Here is a 12,685-nt window from a genome sequence, read left to right as displayed (position 1 = left end):
CGAAAGCAGGAGACGTGTCGCAGTCGCTGGACAGCTTGCTCGCCGAGTACGACGAGCTGGAGAAGAAGCTCGCCGACCCCTCCGTGCACGCTGACCAGGTGGGAGCGCGCAAGCTCGGCAAGCGGTACGCGGCGCTCGGCCCGATCGTGAAGACGGCCAGGGACATCGAGCAGGCCAGGAACGACCTGGAGGCGGCCAAGGAGCTCGCGGCCGAGGACAGGTCGTTCCAGGAGGAGGTCGACCAGATCGAGGAGCAGCTCCCCAGGCTGGAGGAGAAGCTCAACGAACTGCTGTTGCCGCGCGACCCGCACGACGGCGACGACGTGCTGCTGGAGATCAAGTCCGGTGAGGGTGGCGAGGAATCCGCGCTGTTCGCCGGGGACCTACTGCGTATGTACACGCGGTATGCCGAGCGTCAGGGCTGGAAGGTCGAGATGCTCGACGGCACCGACTCCGACCTCGGCGGGTTCAAGGACGTCACGGTCTCCATCAAGGCCAAGAGCGCGGTCCCGGACGGGGTGTGGAGCCGGCTGAAGTGGGAGGGCGGCGTGCACCGCGTGCAGCGCGTGCCCGTCACCGAGTCGCAGGGGCGCATCCACACGTCCGCCGCCGGCGTCCTCGTCTTCCCGGAGACCGAGGAGACCGCCGCGGTCGAGATCGACGAGAAGGACCTGCGGATCGACGTCTACCGCAGCTCGGGCAAGGGCGGTCAGTCGGTCAACACCACCGACTCCGCGGTCCGCATCACGCACCTGCCCACCGGCATCGTCACGTCCTGCCAGAACGAGCGCAGCCAGCTCCAGAACAAGGCCCGCGCCATGCAGGTGCTGCAGAGCCGCCTGATCGCCCTCGCCGAGGAGCAGAAGGCGCAGGAGCAGTCGGACGCGCGCCGCACGCAGATCCGCACCGTCGACCGCAGCGAGCGGGTCCGGACGTACAACTTCCCCGAATCACGCATCTCCGATCACCGGGTTGGGTACAAAGCGCATAACCTGGACCAGGTCCTCGACGGTGACCTGGACGCGGTGGTCGACGCACTGGCCGCCGCTGACCGGGCAGAACGGCTCGCAGGCGGGTAATCCGACGTGAGAGGGGCGCGTTGTGGCCGAGATCCTGGTGAATCCGCAGACAGCGCCCCTCGACCAAGCGGTCGACGTGCTCGTCGTCGGGCTGAAACCCGGCCAGCCGATCACCGTGCAGCTCTCCACGGGTGATCGCTCCTCACACGCCGATTTCGAGGCGGACGACCGTGGCGTCGTCGACCTGACCAGGCACGCACCGCTCGACGGCAGCTATCGCGGCGTAGACCCGATGGGCCTCTTCTGGTCGTTGGAACGCACGGGCGGCAAGGCCGGTCCCACGGTGCTCTCCGTGGAGGGCGTGGGAGACCGAGTCCTCGAACGGCAGCAGGTCCCCGAGGGCGTCGAACGGCTCGAAGTCCGCGAGAGCGGCCTGGTGGGCACCCTCTTCGCCCCTGAGGACGACGGAGGCGAGCTACCGGGCGTCATCGTGCTCGGAGGGTCCGAGGGCGGCATCCACGAGACCGACGCGGCGCTGCTGGCCGCGCACGGGTTCGTCACGCTCGCCCTCGGCTACTTCGGACTGAAGGGCCTGCCCGAGAACCTCGTCGACGTGCCGCTGGAGTACTTCGGCAAGGCCATCGACTTCCTCTCGGACCACGCGGGCGAGATCGGCGTTGTCGGCGGGTCGCGCGGAGGTGAGCTGGCGCTCCTCGTCGGCGCCACGTTCCCGCAGGTCAGCGCAGTCGTCAGCGTGGTCGGCAGCGGTGTCGTCACGCAGGCCATCGGCCCCGGCCGCAACCTGCTGCAGAAGCTCTCGCACGAGGCCGCGTCCTGGACGCTCAAGGACGAACCGCTGCCGTACCTGCCCTACGAGATCGGCGGCGAGCTGCGGTCCAGGATCGTCAACGGCGAACCGGTGCCGCTCAGGCTCGCTTTCAGCACCGAGGACGGCATCCCCGAGGACACCGAGATCGCCGTCGAACGGATCGTCGGCGGTGTGTTGCTCATCTCGTCCGGACAGGACGACGGCTGGCCCAGCACCGAGCTGAGCGACGTCGCGATGCGGCGGCTGAAGGACCACGAACACCCGTTCCCGTACGAGCACGTCGTGTATCCCGAGGCAGGACACCTGATCGCGGGCCCGCCGCACCGGCCGGCCACCGACGTGACCTATCCGGGGCCTGGTGTCACCTTCTCGGGTGGTGGTTCGCCGCAGGCCACCGCGCACGCCCGCGCGAACGCCTGGAAACGGACGGTTGAGTTCTTGCGGGAGCAGCTCGGGAGCTAGGTTGTGTGCTTATGAGCGCACACTTTGATGTCGTCGTCGTGGGTGCGGGTCCGGGCGGCTACGTCGCCGCGATCCGTGCGGCTCAGCTCGGGCTGAAGACCGCCATCGTGGAGGAGAAGTACTGGGGCGGTGTCTGCCTGAACGTGGGCTGCATCCCGTCGAAGGCACTCCTTCGCAACGCTGAGCTGGCGCACATCTTCACGCACGAGCAGAAGACGTTCGGCATCAAGGTCGACGGCACCGTCAGCTTCGACTACAGCGCGGCGTGGCAGCGCAGCCGCAAGGTCGCGGACGGGCGCGTCAAGGGCGTGCACTTCCTGATGAAGAAGAACGGCATCACCGAGTACAACGGGTGGGCCAACTTCACCGACGACCACACGCTGACGGTCGGGGACGAGACCATCACCTTCGGCCACGCGATCATCGCCGTGGGCGCCACGACCCGGATGCTGCCGAACACGCAGAAGTCCGACCGCGTCGTGACGTACGAAGAGCAGATCATGACCGAGGACCTGCCCGAGTCGATCGTCATCGCCGGCGCGGGCGCGATCGGCGTCGAGTTCGCGTACGTCATGCACAACTACGGCGTGAAGGTCACCATCGTCGAATTCCTCGACCGGATGGTGCCGCTCGAGGACGAAGAGGTGTCCGCCGAGCTGTTCAAGCGCTACAAGAAGCTGGGCGTCGACGTGCGCCTCGGCACCCGCGTCGAGTCGATCGACGAGTCGGGCCCGAAGGTCCGCGTCACCGTCTCGAAGAACGGCGCGGAAGAGGTCATCGAGACCGACAAGGTCATGCAGGCCATCGGTTTCGTGCCGCGCGTCGAGGGCTACGGCCTCGAGAACACCGGCGTGAAGCTGACCGACCGCGGTGCCATCGACATCGACGGCCGCGGCCGCACGTCCGTGCCGCACATCTTCGCGATCGGTGACGTCACCGCGAAGCTGATGCTCGCGCACACCGCCGAGTCCATGGGCATCATCGCCTCGGAGACCATCGCGGGCGCCGAGACGATGGAGCTCGACTACGTGATGATCCCGCGGGCGACGTTCTGCCAGCCGCAGATCGCCTCCTTCGGCTACACGGAGAAGCAGGCGCGCGAGAAGGGCTACGACGTCCAGGTCTCGAAGTTCCCGTTCACGGCGAACGGCAAGGCGCACGGCCTCGCGGAGCCCGGCGGCTTCGTGAAGCTGATCAGCGACGGCAAGCACGGCGAGCTGCTCGGCGGCCACATCATCGGCCCCGAGGCGACCGAACTGCTGCCCGAGCTCACGCTGGCGCAGCAGTGGGACCTCACCGTCCACGAGGTCGCGCGCAACGTCCACGCGCACCCGACGCTGTCCGAGGCGGTCAAGGAAGCGGTGCACGGCCTGGCCGGGCACATGATCAACTTCTGAGATAACTTCACTTCGATGATGAACCGGCAGCCGCTCCGCCTCGCCGTCTCCGAGGCGGCCAAGATCCTCGCCGAGGCGGGGGTGGACAGTCCGCGCGTCGACGCGGAGTACCTGGCCGCGCACGTGCTCGGCGTCGAGCGCGGGCGGCTGCCGCTCATCCCGCTGGTCGATCCGACCGTGATCGACCAGCTGCACAAGCTGGTCCGCGTGCGGGCCTCGCGGATTCCGTTGCAGCACATCCTCGGCTGGGCGCCGATGGGCACGATCTCCGTCGAGGTCGGGCCCGGGGTGTTCGTGCCGCGGCCCGAGACCGAGCTGCTGATGGAGTGGGGCCTGAAGGCGCTGGCGGGGGTCACCTCGCCGGTCGTCGTCGACCTCTGCACGGGAACGGGCGCGCTGGCGTTGTCGATCGCGGCGGCCCGGCCCGACGCGGTGGTGCACGCCGTGGAGATCGATCCGCAGGCGCTGTCATGGACGCGCCGCAACGCCGACGCGCGGGTGGCCGCCGGGGACACGCCGATCCGGCTGCACTCCGGTGACGCCACCGACCCGTCGCTGCTGTCCGATCTGGACGGTCAGGTGGACCTCGTGGTGTGCAATCCGCCTTACGTGCCGGAGGGAACGCCGGTGCAGCCCGAGGTCGGCGTGCACGATCCGCACCACGCGGTGTTCTCCGGCGCGGACGGGCTGGACGTGATCCGGCACGTCGTGTGGGCGGCGGCGCGGTGGCTGAAGCCCGGTGGGTCCATCGGCATCGAGCACGACGACACGCAGGGGGAGTCCGTGCCGGCGCTGCTGGCCGCACGCCGGTCGCTCACGGACGCCGTCGATCATCTCGACCTGGCGGGACGGCCGCGGTTCGCGACCGCCCGCAAGGTCGGCTGAGATCTAGAACAACGCGTCGAAGGCCTTCGACAGGTCCTTCACCTGCTCGCCGAGGCCCCGGTCCGACAGCTTGTCCATCAGGTGGTCCGCGACGTCCTTGCTGGGCTGGGGTTTGCGGGCTTCGGCGCGGAGGTCGTCCACCGCCTCGATCGTGGACGTGGGCGCCTGGGCCTCGTTCAGGTCCTCGCGCAACTCGTCGAGCAGCCGCAGCACGGTGCTCACGTCCCTGATGTGTCCGATGTGGACGTCCCCGGTCCTGGCGCGCCCACTGGTGCCGATGTTGCTGCCGATGACCGGTCCACGGATCTCGAAGTCGCGTTCGTTCATGAGCTTCCCTTGCCGACGCTCGTCTTGCCCGTGCGTGCCTTGCCGGACGTGCCGATGTTGCTGGAGATCACCGGGCCGGTGATGTGCACGTTGTTGCTCGTCACCTGCATGGCCTGTTCCATGAACTCGGTGACCGAGATGCCTTTGCTCTCCAGGAACTCGCCGAGCGTGCGCAGCAGCCGTGACTCCAGCACCTTGACGTAGCGCTCGACGTCGGTGAGCTGGAAGTAGTTGTCGACCTGGCTCCTGCTCGCGAGTTCGCGGAGGCTGTTGCTGGCGCCGTAGCGTTCCGCGACGTACGTGCCCTCCGCCTGGTGGATCGGGGTCATCCAGCCGAGCGCCGTCGCGAACCGCTTCGGTATGGAGGCGGGGAACTTCAGCAGGTCGACGATCGCGTCGCCGAACGGGCGCAGCGACTGCTCCGGCAGCACGTCGATCGTCCGGTGCTCGGAGTGGATCGGGTGCAGGATGCACGGCGTCCACTCGACGTAGAGCATCTCGTCGTCGAGCCCGAACGTCAGGTACGCCGAGACGACGACGTCGCGGTCCCACGTCTCGACCTGGAACGAGCGGAAGTAGCGCATCCACTCCATCGGCCGGGCGATCAGATCGTCCACAACGGACCTGGCGACCGCGGACTCGGGCGAGTGGTCCTTGTCGGGCAACACGATCCGCGCTTCGGCGTCGTCGATGTGGTCGATCAGCTCGACCGAGGAGATGACGACGCGGTCGCCGGTCTTGAGGTCCCGCAACCGGTGCCCCGGTGAGAGCGACGGTGAACGACCGGTCTTGACCAGCTCGCTCGTGATGCGGTCGTAGAGCTCGGGGAGGGCGAACCCGGGCAACGGCGCGTCGCTCTTCCCCTCGGCGGGCTTGAGGGGCAGCGCCATGGACCACGGTTCGAACATCGTGCCGGAGCCGACGAACGGGCGATAACCGTGGTAGACGATCACCTGCGCCTCGTCCGCGTCGTCAGGCTCGTCGCTGCCCTCGATCGGGTAGAGCGCGAGCGCTTCGGCGTAGCTCGAGTGCCCAAGCCCCCGGAACGCCCACTCGTTTCGCCACAGCTCCCGCTCGCCCCGGCTGGTGCGGAACCCGGCGCGCCGGAAGCTCTTCGTCACCAGCAGCCAGGTCACGACCCGGTCGGCGAACAGCACCGCGAAGATCAGCACGATCGCGGTGATCAAAAACGCGATCCCGGCGCCGCTGCTCTCCTCCACGCAGTCCTCGTACCTGGGCCTGCAGTACCTGGTGGAGTAGTTGCTGCTGGCGTCGAGCTCTTCGATGAACTTGTACAGCACGAAGAAGAGCGCGATCGCGCCGGCGATCGAGCCGAGCACGACCGGCCCGCGCCGCGTGGACCGCCGCGGCCGCGTGAACGCCATCCGAGCCCCGGTGCCGAGCGCGGCGAGCGCGGCCACCACCAGCCACCCGACGAGCAGCGTCCCGCTCGCGGCGAACAGCGCCACCACCGCCAGCACCAGCAACACCGCGTCGCGCACCTTGCGCCGCGTCCGCGCCGCCACCGCCTCCCGCAACACCGCGCCGGAGTTGACGCCGGGCGAACGCGGAATCGACCGAGTGGCCTCCACGAGGTACTCGCGAATGGCGGAATCCGCGAACTCCTCGTCGCGGTGAGCGGCTCCGCAGAGGAAGCGGGTCGTGTCGTCGCGCAACCGGGGAGAATCCTTTCCCTTCGTCGGCGCGGGAGTTGACATTGTCCTGTCTACTTTCTGTCATTGAATCAAGCACTCTGTGTTTGTGCTGGTCAGGGACATGGTGAGACAACGAACAACACTCAATTCGGTTCTGCTGATGGCACGATAGTCGTTCCTGATCGGAATGGGGTGCAGGTGGCGGAATTGCCTATTGTCAATGCGCCGAAAGAGGGCAAATCGCGCTCTCCTCAGCCGCACTCGCCGAGTCGCTGCTTCCGGGCGTGTCCGCCGGGTGAAGTGTGGACAAATCCTGGCCAATAACGCGACCTTTCGTCACGTTGAGGCTGAACGGTCCTATGTTCGCCGTGGGGAGGGCACGCGGTCACGCGCTCGAGGAACCGCCGCCTCGCGCGTGACCGCGTGTGCGCCTGCCTGGCCGCACTCGCGGGTCAGACGAAATCGCCACGCAGACGGGGCGATGGCTTGGTGGTTCGCCGCTCCCGTCGGGGAAAATTCTGTTCCAGGCTCATCGTTCGCTGGTCATCGCCAGTACCTGACCGAGGTGCCGTGCGAGGCCTGCGTTGTCGGCGGGGCCGATCGTGAACCAGCCCTTGCGGGTCTCGACGTTGGAGTACCGGCCCTGCCGCGTGTCGATCCAGGTGACCGGCGGGAAGTCCCGCCTGGCGCGGCCCTGGCCCATCTGCACGAGGAAGTGGCCGTTGCCGATGGCGGGGCCGGTCAGCATCTGCTTGGCGACGCGGACGTCGTCGTTCTCCATCCTGCGGACCGCCTGCCGGAAGCCGTCCTGGTGCTGCTGGCCTTCGAAAGCCTGGACCGGGACGGTGACGAGCTTGCCCGGACCGGGCCTGCCCGAGGGCATGGCGTTCGCCAGGCTCGTGGCGATCTCGTTGGGCTGCAGCAGGTTCAGCGTGATTCCGGCCTCCTCCTGCGTCACCAGCACCGCGTAACCGCCACGGGCCACCACGCTGGCGCGCACCAGCTTCTGCTGGTTCACGTCCGGTGTGCACAGCGCGACGACGCGGAGATCGGGACGCGCCAACAGGTTCAGCGCGTCCTCGAGATCGGGCTCCGGCCGTCCGCGCCGAGCGAGGCCGCGCCGTTCGAGGTCGGCGCGCACGGCGGTCTTGACGCGAGCGCGCTCGTCGAGCGTCTCACCGTGCTGGCTGACCTCGAAGGGGTAGGGGACGCTCCCCGCCCGCAGGTCCTCCCAGAGGACCTCGAACGCGGGCAGGGAGAGCTGCGCGATCTGCCTCATCCGCCGATCACCGGCGGCGCGACCATGCGGTCGTCGTCGAAGAACTCGTCAGTGGGCAGGAGGTAGTTCGACTTGTGCTCCTTGTCCTCCTCGCCACCCTGGCCGGCACCGGCGCCACCCCCGGCGCCCATGCCACCGGCACCCGCGCCACCACGACCCGCCGCACCAGCGGCCGTACCCGCTGCGCCACCGGGACCGCCCGCGACACCCGCGCTGCCACCGGGAGTGGCGGGCCCGAAGCTGCCCATGCCACGACCGGAGCCGCCCACGCCGGCCATGCCGCCGGGCCCCATGCCGCGGCCGCCACCGGCACCGCCACCTCCGGGGCCGCCGCCGGGACGCATGCCCGGTCCGCCACCGCCGGGCCTGCCGTTCTGGCCGCCACCGGGCGGCCGCATGCCGGGAGGGAGCATCCCGGGCGGTGTGAACGGCGGCCGATTCTGACCGCCGGGGTTGTTCTGGTTGTTGTTGCCACCGGGCTGCAGCGACGGGTCCTTGACCTGAGGCGCGGTCCACGCGGTGTTGGTGGTGCCGTTGCCGTTGTTGGAACTCGAAGGCATCGACGGCACGCCCGAGTTGTTGCTGAAGTGCTGGTTGGCGTTGACGTTGCTCAAGCTCTGCGAACTCGTGCTGCTGCTCGTCTGCGTGACGCCCTGGTCCTGCGTGACCTGCGGCGTGGACTCCATGGCGGGCATGGACATCGCGGCGGCCATCATCGTGTTGTCACGCGTCTGCATGACCTGGACGGCTTCGGCCTTGGCCTCTTGCTGCGCGCTGTGCTGGGCCATCATCTCGAAGGGCGCGCCGACCATGGCCGGCGGGAAGATGACCGCGGGGACCGCGAACTTCTTCAACGTGTCCATGGGGCTGAACTTGACCGGCTCGGGCATGCTGCGATTCGCCTGGACGGCCGCATCCCGTTGCTGCGCAATGGCATCCGAGGTCCGCATGAAGGCGTCGCCGGTCTGTTCCGAGAAGGTCCCCACCTTGCCCAGAGCAGCCCGGACCCCTTCCGCGGCCCGCCCTTGCCAAGCATCCTGAGAACCGTTCACCAGGATCCCGAAGTCGGTGGCCAGATCCTTGAAGGTGCTGCCGATCGTTTTCCAGGTGTCGCTGACCGCTGTCGCCGTGTCCGGGACGTAGTTCTGGGTGACCTGCGCCTTCATCTGCTCGTGCTGCTGGCCCGGATAGTGCGCGTTCGGCGTGGGAACAGCGGGTTTGACGACGGGTGCCATGAGAATCCCCCCTCGGGCGTCGTTAGGGCAGTTTCGGTGCGATCAGGTCAGCGGCTTTGGACGCGCGCTGACATGCGGCCGCGGTGTCCGTCGAGGTGAGGCCGAGGCTTCCGATGATCGACACCGATGACGACTCGCTGACTGCGATCAGATAGGTGCACGCGCCTCGGGCGCCGTCCGGTGCCTCGACCTTGATCGCGTCGTACTTCCCGACCTTGGTCGGCGAACTCTCGCCGCCGGGACTCAGGTCCTTGAGCCCGGAACTCGTGCGGATGCCCACCCGGAGCCCGCCCTTGCCGCTTTCGTTCCAATCGCAGCCCTCTGCGGTACCGACCTTCGCCGCCTCGCCTGCGGACTTGATGCCGAGGCTCGTCACCTCGGTCTCCGTCAGCAGTTCACAGGGCTTTTGAGCCACCACTTCCAGCCCTGAGGCGGACTCGCTGGTCGTGGTGGTGCCACCGGACGTCGGTGTGGGGGTGCCAGTCGTGCCGGTGCAGCCGGCAGCGAGGACGCTCAAGCCGATCGTCGTGGCAATGAGGAGGCGCTTCATCTACTTCCCAAGTTTCTTGAGCGAGTCGGCACTCGCGTGGTCGGCGTTCGAGTACGACGCGCGGCTCTTCTCGATCTGCGTCTTGAGTTCGTCGATCGCCGTGGCCAGGTCCACGAGAGACTGCCGTGCGGCAGTTCCGAACGCCCTGTTGCCTTGACTGATCGCCTCGGCGTATCCCCCGCCGAGCTTGGTTTCCTGGCTCAGCTCCAACGATCGCAGGCCGACCTTTTCAAGCTCGTCCTTCATCGCCGTCAACTTTTTGATCATTGCGTCGACCAGTTGCGGGTCGACGGACAGTTGCTGCGTCTCCACGGCCACCGCGACAGCCCTGCCCGCGTCCATGACAGCGCTCAAGCCACCGCTGAAGATGCTGTCCCAAGCGCCCCCGGACGCTCTGTCGGCGAAGCTGCCGACCTTGCCGCTCGTCACCACTTCCTCGGACACAGAAGCTCGACCTCCCCCATTGCGCTCTGTGGTCGACCCATGACCCTACAGTTGCGCGTCCATTTGGGGGATGCGTTGAACAACCCAACCCGTTTGAGACAAAACATTGCCTGGTCGGGGAGCCTTCGGGTGCTCCAAGTGAGAACGGAGACACAGGTTCCCGGTGGTGACAAGGCGGGCTCTGCGTCACCCGGTCGGGAAGGCTGGCTAGGCTCACCGAGGTGAGCACGGTCTACGACTGCAGCGAACCCGACAACCGCGCGGCCGGACTTGCCGCCGCCGCCGGCGCGGTGCGGAGCGGACGCCTCGTCGTCCTGCCCACCGACACCGTCTACGGGATCGGCTGCGATGCGTTCGACGCCGAAGCCGTCCGGAGTCTTCTCGAGGCCAAGGGGCGCGGGCCCGACATGCCCGTGCCCGTGCTGGTCGGGTCCTGGACCACCATCGACGGGCTGGTTCTCAGCGTGCCCCGGCAGGCGCGGGCTCTCATCGAGGCGTTCTGGCCCGGTGGGTTGAGCATCGTGTTGCCGCACGCGCCGAGCCTGGCGTGGGACCTGGGGCAGACGCGCGGCACCGTCATGTTGCGCATGCCGTTGCACCCCGTTGCGCTCGAACTCCTGCGCGACGTCGGGCCGATGGCCGTGTCCAGCGCGAACAGGACCGGGCACGCGCCCGCGTCCAGTGCGCAGGAGGCTCGTGACCAGCTCGGGGATTCCGTGCCCGTGTACCTCGACGGGGGGCTCAGCGGCGAGAACGTCGCCTCCACCATCGTCGACCTCACCGGGCCCGACGCGCTGATCCTGCGCGAAGGCGCGGTCACCAAGGAAGACGTCAACGAGGTGCTCGGCATCGAGGTCGAGGTCGCGCGGTAGCTTGCGGCTGCCAGAATTGATCATGGTCGCCGCGAGTACCGTGGTGAGCACCCCGAACACCCCCGATTGATTGGTAGGCCCGTGGGGCCCGCATCCTCGTTCGTCCTTCCCGTGCGCGAGTACCTGCTCGTCGCGTTGATCGCTGCCGTCGTGACGTTCCTGCTCGTGGGCCTGGTGCGCGCGATGGCGTTCCGGCTCGGGGCGGTGGCCTACCCGCGGCAACGGGACGTGCACGTGCAGCCGATGCCTCGCATGGGCGGTGTCGCCATCTACGGCGGCGTGCTGGCCGGCATGTTCGTGGCGCACCAGTTGCCGGTGCTGCGGGCGGCGTTCGACTTCTCCAACGACCCGTGGGGCGTCATCGTCGCGGGCGGCGTCATCGTGCTCGTGGGCGCGATCGACGACAGGTTCGAACTCGACTCGCTCACCAAACTCGCGGGCCAGGTCACGGCGGCGGGCATCCTCGTGTTGTTCGGTCTGCAGTGGATGATCGCGTGGGTGCCGTGGGACGGCGGCGCGACCATCTCGCTCGACCAGAACCAGGGCGCGCTCCTGACCGTGCTGCTCGCGGTCACCATGATCAACGCGATGAACTTCGTCGACGGCCTCGACGGACTCGCCGCCGGCATCGGCCTCATCGCCGCCGCCGCCACGGCCGCGTTCTCGATCGGCCTGCTCGTCGAACGCCAGGGAGCCGTCGAGGCCTACCCGCCGGCCCTGATCGCCGCCGTGCTCGCGGGCGCGTGCCTGGGCTTCCTGCCGCACAACTTCAACCCCGCGCGCATCTTCATGGGCGACTCGGGCTCCATGCTCATCGGCCTCATGCTCGCCGCCGCCACCACCAGCGCGTCCGGCAAGATCAACCAGTCCACCGGCAGCGCGGCCGACCTGCTCGGTCTGCTCTCGCCGCTGATCGTGGTCGCCGCGGTGCTGTTCGTGCCGCTGCTCGACCTGCTGATGGCCATCATCCGCCGCACCCGCCGCGGCGAGAGCCCGTTCTCCCCGGACAAGATGCACCTGCACCACCGGTTGCTGGAGATCGGGCACTCGCAGCGCCGTGCCGTCCTGCTCATCTACTTGTGGGCGGGCGTCCTGGCGTTCGGCGCGGTCGCTCTCACGCTGTTCGACCCGATCATCGTGGCCACGTGCTTCGTCATCGGGTTGATCGTGACGTTCGTGGTCTCGGTGATTCCCCGGCTGCGGGACGCCCGCAGCAAGTCCTGAGGGAACAGGTCAGATCGGGTTCTCGACGCACGGGCGGCCGATCAGTTCGAAGGTGCCGTCGTCCTTCTTCATCCACCCCTCCGCGCAGTGCTTCTGCCCATCGGCGTAGTCGCGGTCCACGTTGTAGTAGTAGACGCTGCCCTGACCCCATCGCCGCGTCTCGGAGGTCACGCTGTAGTCCGGGCCGAACAACCGGAAGTAGCCGTCGAACGCCAGGTACGTGCCGACCGACGTGACCTTGCCCTGCACCTGGTGCACGTGTCCGCCGCTGCCGGTCGCCTTCACCGCGATGCTGCCGTTGATGCCGCTCTCGTCCGCGTGCGCGGCAGGCGCCAACATCAATGACGCCGAGGTCGCGGCGGTCAGTGCGATGGAAATCGTTCGAAACTTGCTCATCGGATCCCCCGAATCGTGGTGGCCAACGTGACCGAAGCTAACTGTCCGTTGCGCCAATTCACCTACATGTGACGTAGGCGAATGGAGTAGCGTCGGACGTGGTTGACCGAC

13 protein-coding genes are annotated in these 12,685 nt (G+C 68.0%); 6 read left to right on the top strand and 7 right to left on the bottom strand.

All coding sequences use genetic code 11. The features are described 5' to 3' along the window. Positions 1-14 precede the first annotated feature (14 nt). Genes prfA through prmC form a run of 4 tightly spaced genes read left to right on the top strand, consistent with a single transcriptional unit; the run spans position 15 to position 4,592 of the window. A complete protein-coding gene (gene prfA / locus PV646_RS04620) occupies positions 15-1,079 on the top strand; it encodes a peptide chain release factor 1 (RefSeq protein WP_500340200.1) in 1,065 nt (354 codons plus the stop codon). Positions 1,080-1,101: 22 nt separating this feature from the next. Next, positions 1,102-2,310, top strand: a complete 1,209-nt coding sequence (locus PV646_RS04615) for an acyl-CoA thioester hydrolase/BAAT C-terminal domain-containing protein (RefSeq protein WP_500340198.1) — start codon at positions 1,102-1,104, stop codon at positions 2,308-2,310. 11 nt (positions 2,311-2,321) lie between these two features. Next, a complete protein-coding gene (gene lpdA, locus PV646_RS04610; protein ID WP_500340197.1) occupies positions 2,322-3,707 on the top strand; it encodes a dihydrolipoyl dehydrogenase in 1,386 nt (461 codons plus the stop codon). A gap of 15 nt (positions 3,708-3,722) precedes the next feature. Next, positions 3,723-4,592, top strand: a complete 870-nt coding sequence (prmC, locus tag PV646_RS04605; protein WP_500340195.1) for a peptide chain release factor N(5)-glutamine methyltransferase — start codon at positions 3,723-3,725, stop codon at positions 4,590-4,592. 3 nt (positions 4,593-4,595) lie between these two features. Here the strand turns inward: prmC and PV646_RS04600 are convergent, their stop codons facing one another. From PV646_RS04600 to PV646_RS04575, 6 genes are all read right to left on the bottom strand, one after another. Further along, positions 4,596-4,919 (bottom strand): hypothetical protein, encoded by a 324-nt coding sequence (locus PV646_RS04600; RefSeq protein WP_500340194.1) that lies wholly within the window; start codon positions 4,917-4,919, stop codon positions 4,596-4,598. Continuing rightward, positions 4,916-6,595 (bottom strand): AbeC-like domain-containing protein, encoded by a 1,680-nt coding sequence (locus tag PV646_RS04595; protein ID WP_500340193.1) that lies wholly within the window; start codon positions 6,593-6,595, stop codon positions 4,916-4,918. Before PV646_RS04595 ends, PV646_RS04600 begins: the two co-directional genes overlap by 4 nt. A 508-nt stretch (positions 6,596-7,103) precedes the next feature. Continuing rightward, on the bottom strand, positions 7,104-7,853 hold the full coding sequence (locus PV646_RS04590) for an ESX secretion-associated protein EspG (RefSeq protein ID WP_500340192.1): 750 nt from the start codon (positions 7,851-7,853) through the stop codon (positions 7,104-7,106). After that, complete coding sequence (locus PV646_RS04585; RefSeq protein ID WP_500340191.1) at positions 7,850-9,088, bottom strand: hypothetical protein; 1,239 nt, start codon at positions 9,086-9,088, stop codon at positions 7,850-7,852. Before PV646_RS04585 ends, PV646_RS04590 begins: the two co-directional genes overlap by 4 nt. Positions 9,089-9,110: 22 nt before the next feature. Further along, a complete protein-coding gene (locus PV646_RS04580; protein ID WP_500340190.1) occupies positions 9,111-9,638 on the bottom strand; it encodes a DUF3558 family protein in 528 nt (175 codons plus the stop codon). After that, a complete protein-coding gene (locus tag PV646_RS04575; RefSeq protein WP_500340189.1) occupies positions 9,639-10,082 on the bottom strand; it encodes a type VII secretion target in 444 nt (147 codons plus the stop codon). Between the two features lie 221 nt (positions 10,083-10,303). On the opposite strand from PV646_RS04575, the gene PV646_RS04570 reads away from it, so the two are divergent. Both PV646_RS04570 and PV646_RS04565 read left to right on the top strand, forming a co-directional pair. Continuing rightward, positions 10,304-10,954, top strand: coding sequence for an L-threonylcarbamoyladenylate synthase (locus PV646_RS04570; protein ID WP_500340187.1), 651 nt, complete (start codon positions 10,304-10,306; stop codon positions 10,952-10,954). An 81-nt stretch (positions 10,955-11,035) separates the two neighbouring features. Then, positions 11,036-12,178, top strand: coding sequence for a glycosyltransferase family 4 protein (locus PV646_RS04565; protein ID WP_189154032.1), 1,143 nt, complete (start codon positions 11,036-11,038; stop codon positions 12,176-12,178). Positions 12,179-12,187: 9 nt separating this feature from the next. Here PV646_RS04565 and PV646_RS04560 read toward each other — a convergent pair whose 3' ends face one another. After that, positions 12,188-12,574: a hypothetical protein gene (locus PV646_RS04560; RefSeq protein WP_500340186.1), complete on the bottom strand. Its 387-nt coding sequence runs from the start codon at positions 12,572-12,574 to the stop codon at positions 12,188-12,190. Between the last annotated feature and the right edge of the window lie 111 nt (positions 12,575-12,685).

Origin of the sequence: Streptomyces sp. ID05-26A (genome assembly GCF_033794685.1) — a bacterium.
Lineage (GTDB): Bacteria > Actinomycetota > Actinomycetes > Mycobacteriales > Pseudonocardiaceae > Lentzea.
The sequence above is the reverse complement of the archived record's forward strand: the minus strand, read 5'-3'. Positions and strand labels throughout refer to the sequence as shown.

Bases quoted from the DNA above. Each gene is read 5' to 3' on its own strand.
- lpdA (WP_500340197.1), top strand. From the start codon at position 2,322: ATGAGCGCACACTTTGATGTCGTCGTCGTGGGTGCGGGTCCGGGCGGC.
- PV646_RS04590 (WP_500340192.1), bottom strand. From the start codon at position 7,853: ATGAGGCAGATCGCGCAGCTCTCCCTGCCCGCGTTCGAGGTCCTCTGG.
- PV646_RS04600 (WP_500340194.1), bottom strand. From the start codon at position 4,919: ATGAACGAACGCGACTTCGAGATCCGTGGACCGGTCATCGGCAGCAAC.
- PV646_RS04560 (WP_500340186.1), bottom strand. From the start codon at position 12,574: ATGAGCAAGTTTCGAACGATTTCCATCGCACTGACCGCCGCGACCTCG.
- prmC (WP_500340195.1), top strand. From the start codon at position 3,723: ATGATGAACCGGCAGCCGCTCCGCCTCGCCGTCTCCGAGGCGGCCAAG.
- PV646_RS04580 (WP_500340190.1), bottom strand. From the start codon at position 9,638: ATGAAGCGCCTCCTCATTGCCACGACGATCGGCTTGAGCGTCCTCGCT.
- PV646_RS04585 (WP_500340191.1), bottom strand. From the start codon at position 9,088: ATGGCACCCGTCGTCAAACCCGCTGTTCCCACGCCGAACGCGCACTAT.